Source organism: Weizmannia sp. FSL W8-1119 (assembly GCF_038008605.1).
In the GTDB taxonomy this organism is placed as follows: domain Bacteria; phylum Bacillota; class Bacilli; order Bacillales; family Bacillaceae_C; genus Weizmannia; species Weizmannia coagulans.
Genome location: NZ_JBBOZL010000001.1, coordinates 1 through 19681, shown reverse-complemented (window position 1 = coordinate 19681; position 19681 = coordinate 1). Strand labels below are relative to the sequence as shown.

The 19681-nt window shown below is 49.0% G+C and carries 13 protein-coding genes, 2 tRNA genes and 3 rRNA genes; all 18 read right to left on the bottom strand.

What is annotated here, in order from left to right; translation table 11 throughout:
- Positions 1–9: 9 nt before the first annotated feature.
- Complete coding sequence (locus NSQ19_RS00090; RefSeq protein ID WP_328192110.1) at positions 10–450, bottom strand: YaaR family protein; 441 nt, start codon at positions 448–450, stop codon at positions 10–12.
- A 15-nt stretch (positions 451–465) separates the two neighbouring features.
- A complete protein-coding gene (locus tag NSQ19_RS00085) occupies positions 466–795 on the bottom strand; it encodes a cyclic-di-AMP receptor (protein WP_013857978.1) in 330 nt (109 codons plus the stop codon).
- A gap of 101 nt (positions 796–896) precedes the next feature.
- The gene (tmk, locus tag NSQ19_RS00080) at positions 897–1550 is read right to left on the bottom strand and encodes a dTMP kinase (RefSeq protein ID WP_017553989.1); all 654 of its coding nucleotides are present in this window, start codon (positions 1548–1550) and stop codon (positions 897–899) included.
- Between the two features lie 13 nt (positions 1551–1563).
- Complete coding sequence (locus NSQ19_RS00075) at positions 1564–3021, bottom strand: aminotransferase class I/II-fold pyridoxal phosphate-dependent enzyme (RefSeq protein WP_340702154.1); 1458 nt, start codon at positions 3019–3021, stop codon at positions 1564–1566.
- A gap of 186 nt (positions 3022–3207) precedes the next feature.
- Positions 3208–3387 (bottom strand): sigma factor G inhibitor Gin, encoded by a 180-nt coding sequence (locus NSQ19_RS00070; protein WP_371836358.1) that lies wholly within the window; start codon positions 3385–3387, stop codon positions 3208–3210.
- A gap of 269 nt (positions 3388–3656) precedes the next feature.
- Positions 3657–3772, bottom strand: a 5S ribosomal RNA gene (rrf, locus tag NSQ19_RS00065).
- Between the two features lie 412 nt (positions 3773–4184).
- Positions 4185–7116, bottom strand: a 23S ribosomal RNA gene (locus NSQ19_RS00060).
- A gap of 88 nt (positions 7117–7204) precedes the next feature.
- Positions 7205–7277, bottom strand: a tRNA-Ala gene (locus NSQ19_RS00055).
- A 13-nt stretch (positions 7278–7290) separates the two neighbouring features.
- Positions 7291–7367: transfer RNA gene (locus NSQ19_RS00050), tRNA-Ile, on the bottom strand.
- Positions 7368–7469: 102 nt separating this feature from the next.
- A 16S ribosomal RNA gene (locus NSQ19_RS00045) occupies positions 7470–9023 on the bottom strand.
- The 16S, 23S and 5S rRNA genes sit together here with 2 tRNA genes alongside, the layout of an rRNA operon.
- Before the next feature lie 376 nt (positions 9024–9399).
- Positions 9400–10470 carry an HD-GYP domain-containing protein gene (locus NSQ19_RS00040; RefSeq protein ID WP_061574281.1) on the bottom strand — a complete coding sequence of 357 codons (1071 nt, stop codon included), beginning with the start codon at positions 10468–10470 and terminating at the stop codon, positions 9400–9402.
- 87 nt (positions 10471–10557) lie between these two features.
- Positions 10558–13032, bottom strand: a complete 2475-nt coding sequence (gene gyrA / locus NSQ19_RS00035; protein WP_340702153.1) for a DNA gyrase subunit A — start codon at positions 13030–13032, stop codon at positions 10558–10560.
- 19 nt (positions 13033–13051) lie between these two features.
- Positions 13052–14977, bottom strand: coding sequence for a DNA topoisomerase (ATP-hydrolyzing) subunit B (gyrB, locus tag NSQ19_RS00030; protein WP_133537393.1), 1926 nt, complete (start codon positions 14975–14977; stop codon positions 13052–13054).
- Positions 14978–15183: 206 nt separating this feature from the next.
- A complete protein-coding gene (gene remB / locus NSQ19_RS00025) occupies positions 15184–15462 on the bottom strand; it encodes an extracellular matrix regulator RemB (protein ID WP_340702152.1) in 279 nt (92 codons plus the stop codon).
- Between the two features lie 9 nt (positions 15463–15471).
- Complete coding sequence (gene recF / locus NSQ19_RS00020) at positions 15472–16584, bottom strand: DNA replication/repair protein RecF (RefSeq protein ID WP_017552553.1); 1113 nt, start codon at positions 16582–16584, stop codon at positions 15472–15474.
- Between the two features lie 33 nt (positions 16585–16617).
- Positions 16618–16836 (bottom strand): S4 domain-containing protein YaaA, encoded by a 219-nt coding sequence (gene yaaA, locus NSQ19_RS00015; protein ID WP_017552554.1) that lies wholly within the window; start codon positions 16834–16836, stop codon positions 16618–16620.
- Between the two features lie 150 nt (positions 16837–16986).
- Positions 16987–18132 carry a DNA polymerase III subunit beta gene (gene dnaN / locus NSQ19_RS00010; RefSeq protein ID WP_340702151.1) on the bottom strand — a complete coding sequence of 382 codons (1146 nt, stop codon included), beginning with the start codon at positions 18130–18132 and terminating at the stop codon, positions 16987–16989.
- Positions 18133–18331: 199 nt separating this feature from the next.
- A complete protein-coding gene (gene dnaA, locus NSQ19_RS00005; RefSeq protein WP_017552556.1) occupies positions 18332–19681 on the bottom strand; it encodes a chromosomal replication initiator protein DnaA in 1350 nt (449 codons plus the stop codon).

Sequence of the window (19681 nt, the reverse complement as noted above, 5' to 3'; positions counted from 1 at the left end):
TCCACTCTCTTAAGTATATAAATTAATCAGCAAACCTTTTACCTCGCCGATTTTTCCCAGTATATCGAGTGCGGGCTGCTCTTTTCTGAGACAGGCGTCGGTAAGATCCGCCAGTTTTTTGTCTATTGTTTCCACTATATTCAATTTACGGCTTTCCCCGAACCGGTCGAAGCTTTGTGACTGTTTATTTTTCATCCCGTATTCGACAGTTTGCTTCACAAATTGTTTTACAAGCGACTTGAATTTGGACAAGTCTTTGAGACTGCGCGAACGGGCAAGCCGGCTGCCTGCTTCGTCAATTTGCGACAAGAGCTGTTGAAATTCATCCATTTGCAGCTTTTCCCTGCTTGTGTCCATCACTTCGGCAAAATTTGTTGTGCCCGTTGCCATGCTTTTTGCTTCCCGGACCGTTTTGTCCAAACCAATACGCAAATCTTGTTGTATTTTCAATCCATTATTCCCCCGTTAAAACTGGTGAAATTCATCTACCGGCAGGACAAATACCGTCGCGCCCCCCACTTCGATTTCGACCGGATACGGGATGTAGCTGTCGGCATTTCCGCCCATCGGTGAAACCGGGGTAATAAACTGTTCCCTCGATTTGCAATTTTCCTTAATGACCTGCAACGCTTTATTGACACGAATTTCTTCCGTTCCGATCAGAAAAGTCGTATTGCCCGATTTTAAAAACCCGCCTGTCGATGCAAGTTTTGTCACACGGAAATTATGGTCAACCATGGCTTTCATCAACCGGTTGCTGTCCTGGTCCTGTACGACTGCGACTATCAGTTTCATTTTTTCCCCTCCTGAATTTCCAACCGTGTATTTATCCTTCATTATATCATCTTCCATTTACCGTTATATATGAAATTCTGCTTCTGTATGTGAATTTCCTTTTATCCGGGGAAATTTTTCCCGTAATGCCGGCAAATGGCGCCCAGCACTTTTTGCAAAGCGGTATGATATATATATTCTACCTCTTTATTGGCATCAATGGCATGGATTCTATCCGGAAACCGTTTTAACAATATTTGGAACCCTTCTCTTACCTTTCTATGGAAGTCGATGGCTTCCAGGTCAAGGCGGTTTACTTCCCGGTTTTGATTTTTGGCAATCCGGCTGAGGCCTGTCTCTGCTTCCACATCAAAATAGAGCGTCAAATCCGGCAGCAGACCGCCCGTTGCAAACTGGTTGATCCGGTACACTTCCTCTATTCCGATTCCTCTCGCATAGCCCTGATACGCGAGCGAACTGTCAATAAACCGGTCGCACAGGACAATGCGCCCCTCTTCCAGTGCCGGCAGGACCTTCTCCGCAAGATGCTGGCGGCGGCTTGCCGCATATAGCAAAGCTTCCGTCCGCGCATCCATTTCCGTATTTTCCGGGTTCAAAATAATGTGCCGGATCTGTTCGGCAATTTTAATGCCCCCGGGTTCCCGCGTCAACACAATGGGATAGCCGTTTTCCTTTAAGTGTGCGGCAATCATCCCGGTAATGGTCGTTTTCCCCGCGCCCTCAGGCCCTTCTGCTGTAATAAAAATTCCTTTCATGTTCTCTCCCTTTCTATCTATAAACTGCCAGCCTGTTTTCAAAAAACGGGGCATCCGCATGAAACCCCGCCCCGCAAGCGCGCAGTTGTTGGATTTGGTAAAGATGGGCGTCTCGAACCTGTTCACCCGGCACAAGCAGCGGCACACCGGGCGGATACGGCGTAACCATTTTTGCCGCAATCCGCCCCTTTGCTTCTTCAAATGATACCCATTCCGCCTCTTTTTCTTCCATTTCATCATAGGCAAGGTGCAATTCCGTTAACCCTTGCAGGGCGTCCAAACCTGCTGTTTCTCCCGATGCCGGTTTTTGTTCCGCCCGTTCCAGCCTGGTTTGGTTCCCGGCTTGTGGAGATGCTCCGGCAAGCGCTGCTTCGATCCGCCCGGCAGCATCCTCATACGGAAAAGGCATGCCGTTTTTTAAAAGCGGCAGCACAAAGACAACCCGTTGTAAATCCGCCATTTCTGTGTACACACCGGCTTTTTCAAGCACGGATTGGAGCTTGAACCCGGAGAGGCCGGGGAATGCCGCCAGCAATTTCAGCGGATCCTGCCCCTCTTTTTCCTCCAGTTTTAACATCTTGCCGAGCCGCGCGGAAAATTGCTCCCTTTGTGACAGGGTATAGCAGATATCTTCACGGCTGAAATTGGCGGCATACCACCTTGCGTAATCGAGCGACATCATAATGGGATACGACGGGCTGCTCGATTGCAGCGCTGATAAATAGAATTTTAACCTTTCAAACGGAAAATGCGGCGCCCTGATATGTAAAAAAGACCCCATTGTCATCGCCGGCAGCATTTTATGGGCAGACTGGACGGCGGCATCTGCCCCCTGGTGGAGCGCCGTCTCCGGAAACGGGGAGCCAACCTGAAAATGCGCACCATGGGCTTCATCCACCAGCACATAAGCGCCGTTTTGATGCGCGATTTCAGCCACGGCCCGCAAATCGCAGGTAATGCCATAGTAAGTCGGATAAGTCAAAATACACGCTTTCACGTCCCGGTATTGCCTGAACGCCTGTACAAATACTTTTTCTGAAAATCCGGCCGGCATTTGGAGTTCCTCATCAATTTCAGGAAAAACAAAAACCGGATTGGCCCTGGCAAGCCTGAGGGCATGCAAAACCGATTGATGGCAGTTCCGGTCCACAAGCACACGATCCCCCGGCCGGCACACGGAAAGGATCATGGCGAGGTTGCCAACGGTGCTTCCGTTTACGAGAAAATAGCTCTTTTCACTGCCGTAATAATCTGCCAACAAATCCTGGGCTTCTTGAATGGCTCCTTCCGCATGGTGCAAATCATCCAGCCCGGACAGTTCTGTTGCATCATATTGCAAAAAAGACGCGCTTTCTTTTAATAACGGCTCGATCAACAAGCCGTTTTTATGCCCCGGCACGTGGAACGAAACGGGATTGGTATGTTGATAGCGGCATAGCGCTTCAAATAACGGCATTCGATTTTGATCCATATCCGTACCCCTTATCATACGGGGCCGCCTGTAAAAATTAGCCCCGGGTTTACTTTTTCTATTTTACTATAAACGGGCAAAAGCGGGCAGGAAACGGATAGATGAAGTTTTTTCCGATTGTCCAGGCATCGCTTTTCATAGAACAGAATTTACACGGGCAGGGCAAAAAAAATAACCAAGCCTGTTTTAGTACGCTTGGTCATGTATACATTTTTGATTTTGGACTGCCTTCAACTGTCGGACAAAATAGGAATAACGCGGATCTCCTGTATCAGTACGGACCATTTCCTGTTCGCAGTCACTGCAGATAAATGATGTATAAAGATGGATGCCGCTATGTTTTAATTTCTCACAAACAATGCACATTTCCGGTTCATTTCTCCGGGCACTCCGATTCATCTGCTCCACCCCCTGCTCATTATATTTGCCATCATTCCCGCCGACTATTCACAATCAAAGGGATTTTTTCAAATGTTGCAACGAAATAGATTGATGTATGGTATCGTATGCCGGTTTTCCAGGTGTGTGTATGTCTGAAAAGAACCGCCCCAATGCGAAAAGAAGCCGTTTTTAACATCCATTTTTCCATAAAAACAGGCAAAAACCGCAGACAAATCGCCTGCGGTTTTGATTTGGCCCGGCAACGTCCTACTCTCGCAGGGGGAGACCCCCAACTACCATCGGCGCTGGAAAGCTTAACTTCCGTGTTCGGGATGGGAACGGGTGTGACCTTTCCGCCATCATCACCGGACCTTAATGACAAGAAATAGTATAACACAGTTGCTGTTATTTATCAAGAGAAATAATTGTATTCCCTGAAAACCGGATGGGAGAAAAAACTGTAAACGGAGAATGCGTTTCTGCTTCTAACTTTGAGAATTGTCCAGCTCCAGCGCCTATCGGCTAGTGAACTTCCCGTCCCCCTTTCCTACGATAAGCGGGCATCGACTCGCCTTTAGGGCTCGTCGTGTTTCCTTTATCTCAGGCGGGGGCCTTGAAGTTCATACGCCGATGACCAAGGCGCTTCCGCTTTTCTATTGTCTAGCTCCGGTGCCTAGCCCCTCGAGGTCGAATCACCTGCCCGTCACGGAGCCAAAAGACGGCTCCATGCCGGTCAGAACATTCGCTTGTCGGGGCTAAACAAGGCACCTTCGCTTTTCTATTTGGTTAAGTCCTCGATCGATTAGTATCCGTCAGCTGCACGCGTCACCGCGCTTCCACCCCGGACCTATCAACCTGATCATCTTTCAGGGATCTTACCAGTTAAACTGTGGGAAATCTCATCTTGAGGGGGGCTTCATGCTTAGATGCTTTCAGCACTTATCCCTTCCGCACATAGCTACCCAGCGATGCCTTTGGCAAGACAACTGGTACACCAGCGGTGCGTCCATCCCGGTCCTCTCGTACTAAGGACAGCTCCTCTCAAATTTCCTGCGCCCGCGACGGATAGGGACCGAACTGTCTCACGACGTTCTGAACCCAGCTCGCGTACCGCTTTAATGGGCGAACAGCCCAACCCTTGGGACCGACTACAGCCCCAGGATGCGATGAGCCGACATCGAGGTGCCAAACCTCCCCGTCGATGTGGACTCTTGGGGGAGATCAGCCTGTTATCCCCAGGGTAGCTTTTATCCGTTGAGCGATGGCCCTTCCATGCGGAACCACCGGATCACTAAGCCCGACTTTCGTCCCTGCCCGACTTGTAAGTCTCGCAGTCAAGCTCCCTTATGCCTTTACACTCTGCGAATGATTTCCAACCATTCTGAGGGAACCTTTGGGCGCCTCCGTTACCTTTTAGGAGGCGACCGCCCCAGTCAAACTGCCTGCCTGACACTGTCTCCCACCCCGGTAAGGGGTGCGGGTTAGAATTTCAATACAGCCAGGGTAGTATCCCACCGATGCCTCCGCCGAAGCTGGCGCTCCGGTTTCCAAGGCTCCTACCTATCCTGTACAAGCTGTACCAAAATTCAATATCAGGCTGCAGTAAAGCTCCATGGGGTCTTTCCGTCCTGTCGCGGGTAACCTGCATCTTCACAGGTACTATAATTTCACCGAGTCTCTCGTTGAGACAGTGCCCAGATCGTTACACCTTTCGTGCGGGTCAGAACTTACCTGACAAGGAATTTCGCTACCTTAGGACCGTTATAGTTACGGCCGCCGTTTACTGGGGCTTCAGTTCAGAGCTTCGCCTTGCGGCTAACCCCTCTCCTTAACCTTCCAGCACCGGGCAGGTGTCAGCCCCTATACTTCGCCTTGCGGCTTCGCAGAGACCTGTGTTTTTGCTAAACAGTCGCCTGGGCCTATTCACTGCGGCTTCCCGGGGCATACACCCCAAAAAGCACCCCTTCTCCCGAAGTTACGGGGTCATTTTGCCGAGTTCCTTAACGAGAGTTCTCTCGCTCACCTTAGGATTCTCTCCTCGCCTACCTGTGTCGGTTTGCGGTACGGGCGCCTTTCACCTCACTAGAGGCTTTTCTTGGCAGTGTGGAATCAGGAACTTCGGTACTTTAATTTCCCTCGCCATCACAGCTCCGCCTTGGCGCGAAGGATTTGCCTCCGCACCGGCCTAACTGCTTGGACGCGATCAACCAGTGTCGCGCTTGCCCTATCCTCCTGCGTCCCCCCATCGTTCAAACGGTGAAGAGGCGGTACAGGAATATCAACCTGTTGTCCATCGCCTACGCCTTTCGGCCTCGGCTTAGGCCCCGACTAACCCTGAGCGGACGAGCCTTCCTCAGGAAACCTTAGGCATTCGGTGGAAGGGATTCTCACCCTTCTTTCGCTACTCATACCGGCATTCTCACTTCTAAGCGCTCCACCGGTCCTTCCGGTCCGGCTTCAACGCCCTTAGAACGCTCTCCTACCACGGACACCAAACGGTGTCCATCCGCAGCTTCGGTGATACGTTTAGCCCCGGTACATTTTCGGCGCAGCGTCACTCGACCAGTGAGCTATTACGCACTCTTTGAATGATGGCTGCTTCTAAGCCAACATCCTGGTTGTCTAAGCAACGCCACATCCTTTTCCACTTAACGTATACTTTGGGACCTTAGCTGGCGGTCTGGGCTGTTTCCCTTTCGACCATGGATCTTATCACTCACAGTCTGACTCCCAAGCATAAGTTTTTGGCATTCGGAGTTTGTCTGAATTCGGTAACCCGATGAGGGCCCCTCGTCCAAACAGTGCTCTACCTCCAAAACTCTCCGCTTGAGGCTAGCCCTAAAGCTATTTCGGAGAGAACCAGCTATCTCCAAGTTCGATTGGAATTTCTCCGCTACCCACACCTCATCCCCGCACTTTTCAACGTGCGTGGGTTCGGGCCTCCAGCAAGTGTTACCTTGCCTTCACCCTGGACATGGGTAGATCACCTGGTTTCGGGTCTGCGGCCTCATACTCTTTCGCCCTGTTCAGACTCGCTTTCGCTGCGGCTCCGCTTCTTCAGCTTAACCTTGCATGAGACCGTAACTCGCCGGTTCATTCTACAAAAGGCACGCCATCACCCGTTAACGGGCTCTGACTACTTGTAGGCACACGGTTTCAGGATCTCTTTCACTCCCCTCCCGGGGTGCTTTTCACCTTTCCCTCACGGTACTGGTTCACTATCGGTCACTAGGGAGTATTTAGCCTTGGGAGATGGTCCTCCCGGATTCCGGCGGGATTCCTCGTGTCCCGCCGTACTCAGGATCCACTCGGGAGAGAACGAAGTTTCAGTTACAGGGCTTTTACCTTCTCCGGCAGGCCTTTCCAGGCCGCTTCACTTACCCCGTTCTTTTGTAACTCCCATATGAGTGTCCTACAACCCCGGAAGGCAAGCCTTCCGGTTTGGGCTGTTTCCTGTTCGCTCGCCGCTACTTGGGAAATCGCAATTGCTTTCTCTTCCTCCGGGTACTGAGATGTTTCAGTTCCCCGGGTGTGCCCTTCCTGCCCTATGGATTCAGGCAGGAATCCTGTCCGATTAAAGACAGGGGGTTTCCCCATTCGGAAATCTCCGGATCAAAGCTTACGTACAGCTCCCCGGAGCATATCGGTGTTTGTACCGTCCTTCATCGGCTCCTAGTGCCAAGGCATCCGCCGTGCGCCCTTTCTAACTTAACCATAAAAGGTTTAAATCCAAAAATAAGCGATTCTCGGTTTACTTGGTTTATTTCTCCTATCCGGTTTTCAAAGAACACATTTATAAAGGTGGAGCCTAGCGGGATCGAACCGCTGACCTCCTGCGTGCAAAGCAGGCGCTCTCCCAGCTGAGCTAAGGCCCCGATCATTAAGGAATGGTGGGCCTGAATGGACTTGAACCATCGACCTCACGCTTATCAGGCGTGCGCTCTAACCAGCTGAGCTACAGGCCCTTAATGAAAGGAAATATAAGGAAGGATTGAACCTTCAAAACTGGACAAAACGGAAACGCCAAACTTGATTTTGGAAAACGAAGTTTTCCTTTTATTCCTTAGAAAGGAGGTGATCCAGCCGCACCTTCCGATACGGCTACCTTGTTACGACTTCACCCCAATCATCTGTCCCACCTTCGGCGGCTGGCTCCGTAAAGGTTACCTCACCGACTTCGGGTGTTACAAACTCTCGTGGTGTGACGGGCGGTGTGTACAAGGCCCGGGAACGTATTCACCGCGGCATGCTGATCCGCGATTACTAGCGATTCCGGCTTCATGCAGGCGGGTTGCAGCCTGCAATCCGAACTGGGAATGGTTTTCTGGGATTGGCTTAACCTCGCGGTCTCGCAGCCCTTTGTACCATCCATTGTAGCACGTGTGTAGCCCAGGTCATAAGGGGCATGATGATTTGACGTCATCCCCACCTTCCTCCGGTTTGTCACCGGCAGTCACCTTAGAGTGCCCAACTCAATGCTGGCAACTAAGGTCAAGGGTTGCGCTCGTTGCGGGACTTAACCCAACATCTCACGACACGAGCTGACGACAACCATGCACCACCTGTCACTCTGTCCCCCGAAGGGGAAGGCCCTGTCTCCAGGGAGGTCAGAGGATGTCAAGACCTGGTAAGGTTCTTCGCGTTGCTTCGAATTAAACCACATGCTCCACCGCTTGTGCGGGCCCCCGTCAATTCCTTTGAGTTTCAGCCTTGCGGCCGTACTCCCCAGGCGGAGTGCTTAATGCGTTAGCTGCAGCACTAAAGGGCGGAAACCCTCTAACACTTAGCACTCATCGTTTACGGCGTGGACTACCAGGGTATCTAATCCTGTTTGCTCCCCACGCTTTCGCGCCTCAGCGTCAGTTACAGACCAGAGAGCCGCCTTCGCCACTGGTGTTCCTCCACATCTCTACGCATTTCACCGCTACACGTGGAATTCCACTCTCCTCTTCTGCACTCAAGCCTCCCAGTTTCCAATGACCGCTTGCGGTTGAGCCGCAAGATTTCACATCAGACTTAAGAAGCCGCCTGCGCGCGCTTTACGCCCAATAATTCCGGACAACGCTTGCCACCTACGTATTACCGCGGCTGCTGGCACGTAGTTAGCCGTGGCTTTCTGGCCGGGTACCGTCAAGGCGCCGCCCTGTTCGAACGGCACTTGTTCTTCCCCGGCAACAGAGTTTTACGACCCGAAGGCCTTCTTCACTCACGCGGCGTTGCTCCGTCAGACTTTCGTCCATTGCGGAAGATTCCCTACTGCTGCCTCCCGTAGGAGTTTGGGCCGTGTCTCAGTCCCAATGTGGCCGATCACCCTCTCAGGTCGGCTACGCATCGTTGCCTTGGTGGGCCGTTACCCCGCCAACTAGCTAATGCGCCGCGGGCCCATCTGTAAGTGGCAGCCGAAGCCGCCTTTCCTTTTTCCTCCATGCGGAGAAAAAAACTATCTGGTATTAGCCCCGGTTTCCCGGCGTTATCCCAGTCTTACAGGCAGGTTGCCCACGTGTTACTCACCCGTCCGCCGCTAACCTTTTAAAAGCAAGCTTTTAAAAGGTCCGCACGACTTGCATGTATTAGGCACGCCGCCAGCGTTCGTCCTGAGCCAGGATCAAACTCTCAGTAAAGATGTTTGATAAAAGCTCAAAAAGAATTTGACGTTTCGTTTTGTCCAGTTTTCAAGGAACAATCACATCTTGTGACGACTTTTATATCATAACATATCCGGCAGCTTGTGTCAACAAAAAAAGCAAATCAACAAGCAACCATAAAAAGCACAATTTCTATTATACTCGTTATGCAGTAAATCGCAAGTGTTTTTTTCGGTTTGTGCAACATTCTCTGTCCAATGAACAAAATCCACCCGAAAATATGAGCCGGCTGGTTTTCATTCTTGCGCCGGTGCGGCAATGAATGCGGCATGAACACGAGTTGTTTATCAGAACGATAAGATAATAAAGCTTCTATTTTCCTGCAACAAAAGTCCGGTTTCTGCTGCAAACATTACCGGATTAATTCTGTAATAAACAAATCAGGCCGGCTTTCCAAATCAACCATTTCATTGCTGCTTAAAATTTTTACAAGCGGTTTAATGGGAGCGGACGGTTTAATGTAAAGCACTTCTGCTTCCTCATGGTTGGATAAAAAGACCTTTGATCCAATCGTTAAATGGGCAACAAGGGGGATCAATGCATGGATCACAGCGATATCGAACTCCCCGAAGTGGTCCTCCAGCAGCTCTTCAATGGCTTGAAACGGGATTTTCTTCTTTTTATAAATATGGTCGCACACGATGGCATGGTATACATCCGCTACGGCAACAATTCTTGACAGGATCGGGATTCTGTCCGGTTTTTCGCCAAATGGATAGCCGCTTTTGTCAAGACGTTCATGATGCTGTAAAATCGCAAGTTTCGTTTCGGATTTCAAAAGGGGCGAGTGCTGGACCATTTTCAGACCGTATACCGGATGGTTCCTGATTTCTTCGTATTCTTCTTTTGTTAAGGAGGCTGATTTTCTAAGCAAATGCGCAGGGACTTTTGCCATGCCAGCATCCGCGAGGCAACCCGCCAATGCGGCCTGGTAACAGGTCCCCTTCCCGAGCTGCAGTTTTTGGGCGATTGCGCCGCTTAACAGCCCGACCGAGATGGCATGGTGATAGATATATTCCTCTTTTGTTGCATATTGATGAATAATGCGGATTTTCCCGGGATCCTGTTCAATAAATTCAAAAAGCGGAATAAAAAAATCCCTTACTGCGCCTACACTGACTTTGGAACCGGACTGCCAGCTTTGGAACATTTTCTTGTAGCTGCCAACTGCAGACGTATACCGCTCCCGGAATGCTTCAGGCACTGTTGCCATTTCCTGGTTTTCTTCCTTCACGCCTTCTTCCGCCTCTTTGCGGCTATTGTAACGGCCCGCATCCACTTCTTCTATCCCGAACTCTTTCAGGACATTGATCATTTTCTGCGTTAAAAGGGTTCCTTTCGGCATAATGGGGCGGGCCGTTTTCCCCATGACATCCTTGGCCAAAATATAGCCGGGGACGAGATCGCATACTTTTATCTTCAAGCTTTTCTCCCTCCGTCAACAAGCAACTGTGCTGCCCATATTTTATCAAAAAAAAGAAGCATTGTGTGCAATGCTTCCCGAGATTTCTTATTCCTCTCCGGTTTCTTCCACCAGATCAGCATGATTTTCTTCTTCATCTTTTTCCACTTTTGCGACTGTGGCAACATATTCTTCGTCACCAAGACGGATCAGTTTGACGCCCATTGTATTTCTGCCGAGCACTGAAATATCCCCGACAGCCATCCGGATCAGCACGCCGCCCGCTGTAATGAGCATGACATCTTCTTCTCCCGTTACCGTCTTCACAGCAATAAGCGGACCGTTCTTGCTTGTGATATTGCAGGTTTTCAAACCTTTTCCGCCCCGGCTCTGGATACGGTACTCGCTTCCCTTTGTCCGTTTTCCATAGCCGTTTTTGGTCACAATAAGCACATCATCGTTTTCTTCCAGAATCTCCATGCCGACCACTTCATCATCGCCGCTTAAGGTAATGCCTTTTACCCCTGTTGCCGACCTTCCCATTGAACGGACATCCGTTTCGGGAAATCTGATCAGCATGCCGTTCTTCGTACCGATAATGATTTCTTTATGGCCGTCCGTCAGTTTTACGGAAATCAGCTCATCTTCTTCTTTCAGATGAATGGCAATCAGGCCGTTCGTCCGGATATTGGCAAATTCAGTTACAGGCGTGCGTTTTGAAATGCCTTTTTTTGTGGTAAAAAATAAAAACCAGTCTTCTACGAAATCTTCCACACGGATCATCGTATTGATCCATTCATCCCTGTCAATTTCAAGCAGGTTGACAATCGGAATGCCTTTTGCCGTTCTGCCGTATTCCGGGATTTCGTATCCTTTCTTCTTATAGACTTTTCCTTTATTTGTGAAGAAAAGGATCGTATCATGTGTTGATGTCGTTAAGAGATGTTCAACAAAATCGTTTTCATTCGTGCTCATCCCCTGCACGCCGCGGCCGCCGCGTTTCTGACTCCGGTACGTCGAAATCGGCAGGCGTTTGATATAGCCGTTATGGGTCAGGGTGATGGCGATGCTTTCCTGCGGGATCAAATCCTCGTCCTCAATCTGATCAACGCTTGCTGCTATAATTTCCGTGCGCCGTTCATCATTAAACCGTTCTTTAATTTCGAGCAGCTCTTCTCGGATGATTTCAAGCACTTTTTCTTCATCTGCCAAAACGGCTTTCAGTTCTGCAATCAGTTGGATCAAGCCCCGGTATTCTTCTTCAATTTTTTCGCGTTCCAGCCCGGTCAAACGTTGCAGCCGCATATCGAGAATTGCCTGTGCCTGCTTTTCGGACAGGGAAAATTGCTCCATTAAGCCGGTACGGGCAATATCCGTTGTTTGCGAGGAACGGATCAGCTGGATAATCGCATCAATATGGTCAAGTGCAATGCGCAGGCCTTCCAAAATATGGGCACGCGCTTCCGCTTTTTTCAGTTCAAAAGCCGTTCTGCGGCGGATCACTTCTTCCTGATGGTCAAGGTAAAACTTAAGCGCCTGTTTTAAATTCAGCACTTTTGGCTGGCCTGCAACAAGCGCCAGCAGGTTGATACCGAATGTCGTCTGCATGGCGGTATGCTTGTACAAATTGTTCAAAATCACATTCGCATTTGCATCACGGCGGACTTCAATCACCATCCGCATGCCGTTGCGGTCGGACTCGTCACGCAGGTCGGTAATGCCGTCGATCCGCTTTTCATGCACAAGTTCTGCAATCCGTTCGATCAATTTGGCTTTGTTGACCTGGTAAGGCAGTTCGGTCACAATGATGGATTCTTTGCCGTTTGATCTTTGTTCAATTTCCACCCTTGCGCGAAGTGTGATAGAGCCTCTTCCCGTTTCATAAGCACGGCGGATGCCGCTTCTTCCGACAATTAAACCGGCCGTAGGGAAATCCGGCCCTGGGATATATTCCATCAATTCCTGGATCGTGATATCCGGGTCTTTGCTTAAAGCAAGAATCGCGTCGATGACTTCACCGAGTTGATGCGGTGGAATGTTCGTTGCCATGCCGACCGCAATCCCGGAAGAACCGTTCACCAACAGATTCGGAAAACGGGAAGGCAGGACAGCCGGCTCCTTTTCCTGACCATCATAGTTGTCCTGAAAATCAATTGTATCTTTGTTAATATCGCGCAGCAGTTCAAGGGAAATTTTTGACATGCGCGCTTCCGTGTAACGCATGGCAGCAGCCGGGTCGCCGTCAACCGATCCGAAGTTGCCGTGCCCGTCAACCAGCATATAGCGGTAGCTGAAATCCTGCGCCATCCGCACCATTGTTTCATACACGGCCGAATCGCCGTGCGGGTGATATTTCCCGATGACTTCCCCGACGATACGCGCCGATTTTTTATACGCTTTATCAGGAGTCATCCCGAGATCGTTCATCGCATATAAAATTCTCCGGTGCACAGGCTTTAATCCGTCCCGTACATCCGGAATGGCCCGGGATACGATGACGCTCATCGCATAGTCAAGAAAAGATGTGCGCATCTCCTGGGTTAAGTTTACTTCCACAATATTCGATTCCGGTGTGTCAGCCATTTATGCAACCTCCTTTTCTTTAAATGTCCAGGTTTTTCACGTAAATGGCATTTTCTTCGATAAAATTCCGCCGCGGTTCCACTTTATCACCCATCAACATTTCAAACGTGCCATCCGCTTCAATCGCATCATCGAGGCTCACTTGCAGCATCGTCCGGTTAGCAGGTTCCATCGTCGTCTCCCAAAGCTGTTCCGGATTCATTTCACCGAGGCCTTTATAACGCTGGATGGCCGGCTTCGGCTGGGCAGGCAGCGTATTAAGCAACTCCTCAAGGCCGCGGTCGCTGTATACATATTCAACCTTTTTGCCCTGCTGCACTTTATAAAGCGGCGGCTGGGCGATATAAATATAGCCTGCATCGATTAACGGGCGCATATAACGGTAGAAAAACGTTAATAATAACGTGCGGATATGGGCGCCGTCGACATCCGCATCCGTCATAATCACGACTTTATGATAACGCGCCTTCGAGATGTCAAAATCTTCCCCGACACCTGTGCCGAGCGCGGTAATAATGGTACGGATTTCCGCATTTGACAAAATTTTATCCAAACGCGCTTTCTCTACGTTTAAAATTTTCCCTCTTAACGGCAGGATCGCCTGGAACATCCGGTCCCTTCCCTGCTTGGCAGAGCCGCCGGCCGAGTCACCTTCAACAATGTAGAGCTCGCTCTCAGACGGGTCGCGTGATGTGCAGTCTGCAAGTTTGCCCGGCAGGCTTGTCGATTCGAGCGCGCTTTTTCTCCGTGTCAGTTCGCGTGCTTTTTTCGCAGCCATCCTTGCCCGGGCAGCCATCAGCCCTTTTTCGACAATTTTCCGCGCCACTTGAGGATTTTCCATCATAAACTTCTCGAACGCCTCGGAAAATACCGCATCTGTAATCGTTCTTGCTTCTGTATTTCCAAGTTTCGTTTTCGTTTGCCCTTCAAATTGTGGATCCGGGTGTTTGATGGAAACGATCGCAGTGAGCCCTTCCCGGACATCTTCGCCTGTTAAATTGGCTTCATTTTCTTTAATCAGATTGTTTTTCCGGGCATAATCATTGATGACGCGCGTTAAAGCCGTTTTAAAACCGGACTCATGTGTGCCGCCTTCGTAGGTGTGGATATTATTGGCAAAAGAATAGATATTGCTGGCAAACCCGTCATTGTATTGAAGGGATACTTCAACCGTAATGCCGTCTTTTTCGCCTTCCACATAAATCGGTTCCTTATGGAGCACTTCTTTCGAGCGGTTCAAATGCTCCACGTACGATTTGATCCCGCCCTCGTAATGGTATACTTGTTTGCGCGGATTTTTTTCGCGTTTATCCTCAATGGTAATTTTGATGCCTTTATTTAAAAAAGCCAATTCCCGGAGCCGGGTTGTAAGAATATCATAGTCGAATTCGATCGTTTCCGTAAAAATTTCCGGGTCCGGCTTGAAGTGGGTCGTTGTGCCGGTACGGTCCGTTTCGCCAATGATTTTTAAGTCAAAGGCAGGTTTACCGCGGCGGTATTTTTGGTGGTAAATATGCCCGTTGCGGTGGACATAGACATCGAGCTCTGTAGACAGGGCGTTCACAACAGACGCGCCGACCCCGTGCAGGCCGCCGGACACCTTATATCCGCCGCCGCCAAATTTCCCGCCGGCATGCAAAATGGTCATGATGACTTCAACGGCAGGCCTGCCCACTTTTTCCTGGATGCCGACCGGGATGCCGCGCCCGTTGTCCTTTACCGTAATGCTGTTGTCTTTTTCAATAAAAACATTGATTTCATCGCAGAAACCGGCCAGTGCCTCGTCAATGCTGTTGTCCACAATTTCCCAGACAAGATGGTGAAGGCCTCTCGCACTTGTCGAGCCAATATACATCCCCGGACGTTTGCGCACCGCTTCCAGCCCTTCAAGAACCTGGATTTGCTCGGCACCATAAGACTGCTTCTGTAATTGTTCTTGTTCCAATTATACCACCTGCACTCTCTTAAATTGAACCTGCGGGATTCCTGCGGATACTGGAGCACCCTCCGGTTATCCCGGCAGGCTGTACCCGCCGTTTTTGCGGTTAGCCGGAAACAGACGTGCCAAAAAACACGCCTTGCATAAAGCCGGTTCAACCTGTAACGGGTGTTACAAGCAAGCACCGGTTGAGTAAGCAACATTCTCTTATGTTAAACCGGTTTTCCGGTAAAATGTTCGGTTAAAAACCCCGCCGGAAAAAGACCGATTGCCCGTTTGAACAGAATGCCTGGGGAAAAAGGCGATAAATAGACCGCATTTTGGGTAATCACGGCTGATTTAAAACTGCCCTTTGCCAAATTGACCGTGGCTTTTTCGAAAACCTGCAAATAGGCTTCGTTGATTATGGAGCTGTTGAGCGATCTCTCGTCCATAATGGCGATAATATCATCGCTTCGGATCATGACATCTTCCGCGAGATAGAGATACATAGGCACACCTCACCTGACAATTTGTCCTGCCTTCACTGTATACATGGATGCTTCCCGTAAAGTTTGATGATCCACCCCATCCACGCTTGTCGTTGTCACAAAAGTCTGCACCCTTCCCTGTATCGCGTTCAGCAGATGGGACTGGCGGTAGTCATCCAGCTCCGATAACACGTCATCCAGCAGCAGGATCGGATATTCCCGGATTTCCGAATAAATCAGTTCAATTTCGGCCAATTTAACAGATAATGCGGCTGTCCGCTGCTGCCCCTGTGATCCGAATGTGTGAACATCCCTGCCGTTTACTGCAAAGGCTAAATCATCGCGGTGCGGACCGGCCATCGTAACGCCCCTGTCAATTTCCCGCTCCCTTATTTCGGCAAATTTATTTTCATATGATTTTATCATTTTTGACCAATCGAGCTCTTCTGATACATTCACAGAGGGTTTATATTGGATCTCAAGTTGTTCAAGACCGCGGGAAATCGAATGATGGATCGGGCGGGCCCATTCTTCGAGCATCCGCACAAATTCAAACCGCCGCATGACAATTTTAGCGGCTTGTTCAATTAGCTGTTCGGTTAAAATATCGAGCATCGTCCGGTCTGTCTGTTTTTTCATCTGCAGCTGCTTCAAATAGTGGTTCCGCTGCTGCAATATTTTTTGGAACCGGCTCATATCATACAGGTAAACCGGCGAAATTTGCCCGATCTCCATATCGATAAAGCGCCGCCTGACCTGCGGGCTCCCCTTTACGAGATTCAAGTCTTCGGGCGCAAACATGACCACATTCATATTGCCGATATACCGGCTTAGTTTTTTTTGCTCAATATGATTGTACTTTGCTTTTTTGCCTTTTTTGGAGATGGTCAGTTCAAGGGGGACAGTACCATGCGTTTTGTGAAGTCTCCCTTTTATTTTAGCATATTCTGCGTCCCAGCGGATGAGTTCTTTATCATTTGACGTCCGGTGGGATTTCGCCAGTGCCAAAACATAAATGGCTTCCATCAGGTTGGTTTTTCCCTGGGCGTTTTCCCCGAGGATCACATTGACTTTGTTTTCAAACGGAATGGTTAATGTTTCATAGTTGCGGTAATTGTGAAGTTCCAGTTCCTGCAGGTACATATGCCAACATCCTTTATGCGGAAAAAGCGCCGGTCAACCGCGGATAATTTGAAACATACCGATTCCGCCAATTTCAACCCGGTCCGCCTCTTTCAGTTTCCGCCCTCTTCTTTGCTCCGGTTCTCCATTGACGAGCACTTCATGTTCGGTTAAAAACCATTTTGCCATTCCGCCGCTTTGAATGATATCCGCTAATTTTAAAAATTGGCCAAGCGTAATGGTATCTGTTGAGATTTTTACATTTTTTGCCATTTCTTCACTCTTTTCATGTACTCACTAACATATTATTTTACTAAAAATCAGGCAGAAACACAAAGCATACCAAGGCATTCCCGTTGCCGCCCGCAGTTTTCCGCATGCAGCGGAGATGAAAAAAGCCTGTTTTTCAACAGGCAATTTTCATCAGTACGTCCTTACCGGCAAAATCAGCTGCAGCGTCGTATCATCATGCACCGGCCGGATGATAAAAGGCCTCATCGCCCCGGTAAAACGGATGGTGATTTCCGTTCCTTCCAGCGCTCTTAACGCGTCCATCATATATTTGGAACTAAACGAGATTTTTAATTCTTCCCCTTCAATGGATTTACAGTTTACCCTGTCCGTCACTTTCCCGATTTCCGGCGAATTGGATGTGATTTCAATCGTGCCCGGGATATCCGTAACGGATGAAAGTTTCACGACATTTGCGTTTTGCCCCTCTTTTGCGAGTAACGATGCCCTGTCAATGGCTTGCAGAAACTCTGTTGTATTCACAACGATTTCCGTTTTTCCATCTGTCGGGATCAGCCGTGATGTATCCGGGTAATTTCCTTCCAGCAGACGCGAGAAAAACAATAAATGCTTTGCTTTAAATAAAACCTGATTATCCGTTATGACAATTCCCACCGGTTCATTCGAATCCGGCAAAATTTTATTCAACTCATTTAAACTTTTCCCCGGAATTACAATATTATACTCGGCATCTGCGGCCGTTTCGATTTCCACTGTCCTTTGCGCCAGGCGGTGGCTGTCTGTTGCAATACAGTTCAGCCTGTTGCCTTTAATGCTCCAGTTTACACCTGTCAAGATCGGGCGGGTTTCCGCGGTGGAAACGGCAAATACCGTTTGCCGGATCAGATTTTTTAAAATATCTGCCGGAATCCGGATCACTTTGTCTTCCGTAATTTGCGGCAAATGCGGGTACTCTTCCGCATCAAGCCCGTTTAAATTAAAGTTGGATTTGCCTGAACGGATGATGGTCTGGAATTGATTGGCCACTTCTATCTCCACAATATCCATTGGCAGCTTTTTGACCAGTTCCCCAAAAATTTTTGCCTGCAGCACAATGCCGCCTGTTTGCTGAATGACAGCAATTTCATCCCCGTCTTCTTCTTTTGGGACAAACGACTCAATTGAAATATCGGAATCACTGCCTGTAAACGTGATCCCTTCTTCTGAAGCGGTAATTTTAATGCCGGTTAAAATCGGAATCGTGGTTTTGGACGTAATGGCTTTTGACACATCTTGGACACTTTCGATCAGGCGGTTCCGCAAAATAGAAAATTTCATGGTTATTCCTCCATCGTGTGACGCATATACTTATACTTAATCTTTTTTTAAAAAACAGTAGTACTAGTAATAGGGGTTGTGAACATGTGGATAACGTTGCCGCTGCAATGAAATACAGTCTATCCACATGTGGACAGACTGTTCATACATTATCCGTTGTTATGCACAATATGCGCTAGCCCGCTTTTTGAACCGTGGGCTACCCATTTTTCAGCAAATTTTGCAGTTCTTCAATTTTCTTTTGAAATTGCGCATCCGTTTGAATCAAATTGGCAATTTTCTCATGGGCATGGATCACGGTTGTATGATCTCTCCCGCCGAACTCCTCCCCGATTTTCGGCAGCGAAAAATCCGTCAGTTCCCTGGATAAATACATGGCAATCTGGCGCGGAAATGCAACGGATTTCGTGCGCTTTTTCGCTTTAAAATCTTCCATTTTCACATGGTATTCTTCCCCGACAACTTTTTGAATGTCCTCGATCGTAATCGTTTTTGGCTTGGCGCTTGGGATGATATCTTTCAGTGCTTCTGCGGCAAGGTCGGCATTGATATCCTTGTTGATCAGCGAAGAATAGGCGACAACACGGATCAATGCGCCTTCCAGTTCACGGATGTTCGTGTCAATTTGATTCGCGATGTAAAGCATCACTTCGTTCGGAATATCCAAACCGTCCGCTTTCGCCTTTTTTCGCAAAATGGCGATGCGCGTCTCAAGGTCAGGCGGTGTGATGTCTGTGATTAATCCCCACTCAAACCGCGAACGCAGCCTTTCTTCAAGCGTCGGGATTTCTTTCGGGGGCCGGTCGCTTGAAATGACGATTTGCTTGCTCTCCTCATGCAGCGCATTAAATGTATGGAAAAATTCTTCCTGCGTGGATTCTTTTCCGGCGAGAAACTGAATATCATCTATCAGAAGGATATCCACATTCCGGTATTTGTTCCGGAATTCGCCTCCTTTATTGTCCCGGATGGAATTGATGAATTCATTCGTGAATTTTTCAGAAGACAAATACACCACTTTGGCTTTTGGATTATGCTCTAGTACATAGTGGCCGATCGCATGCATTAAATGCGTTTTTCCAAGGCCCACACCGCCGTATATGAACAACGGGTTATAGGCTTTTGCCGGCGCTTCGGCAACGGCAAGGGAAGCAGCGTGCGCAAAACGGTTACCGGAACCAATGACAAAGGTATCGAATGTATACTTTGGAATCAGCATGCTCTGATAATCGCGGGTATCATTCAATTTATCCGCTGATTTTTTCGGGGACGGGAACAGCTCCGGTTCATCACTGTCCTGCTGTTGCGGAATAACAAATTTAATTTCAAGCTCTTCTCCGGTTATGTCGTACAAGACCGTTGTGATGAGCGGAATATAATGGCCCTCCAGCCAGTCCCTGGCAAATTCATTCGGCACGGAAATGACAAACGTATCGTTTTTCAGCGAGTATGCCTTAGTCGACTTGAGCCAGGTGTCAAAGCTGGGTTTACTGATCTTCTTTTCTATCACGGACAATGCTTTTTCCCAAAGATCAGCGATATTTTCCAA

Excerpts from the sequence above, each read along its gene's own strand:
- NSQ19_RS00075 (WP_340702154.1), bottom strand. The coding sequence starts at position 3,021 with ATGGATCAAAATCGAATGCCGTTATTTGAAGCGCTATGCCGCTATCAA.
- gyrA (WP_340702153.1), bottom strand. The coding sequence starts at position 13,032 with ATGGCTGACACACCGGAATCGAATATTGTGGAAGTAAACTTAACCCAG.
- tmk (WP_017553989.1), bottom strand. The coding sequence starts at position 1,550 with ATGAAAGGAATTTTTATTACAGCAGAAGGGCCTGAGGGCGCGGGGAAA.
- dnaN (WP_340702151.1), bottom strand. The coding sequence starts at position 18,132 with ATGAAATTTTCTATTTTGCGGAACCGCCTGATCGAAAGTGTCCAAGAT.
- NSQ19_RS00070 (WP_371836358.1), bottom strand. The coding sequence starts at position 3,387 with ATGTGCATTGTTTGTGAGAAATTAAAACATAGCGGCATCCATCTTTAT.
- recF (WP_017552553.1), bottom strand. The coding sequence starts at position 16,584 with ATGTACCTGCAGGAACTGGAACTTCACAATTACCGCAACTATGAAACA.
- yaaA (WP_017552554.1), bottom strand. The coding sequence starts at position 16,836 with ATGGCAAAAAATGTAAAAATCTCAACAGATACCATTACGCTTGGCCAA.
- remB (WP_340702152.1), bottom strand. The coding sequence starts at position 15,462 with ATGTATCTCTATCTCGCGGAAGATGTCATGATCCGAAGCGATGATATT.
- NSQ19_RS00085 (WP_013857978.1), bottom strand. The coding sequence starts at position 795 with ATGAAACTGATAGTCGCAGTCGTACAGGACCAGGACAGCAACCGGTTG.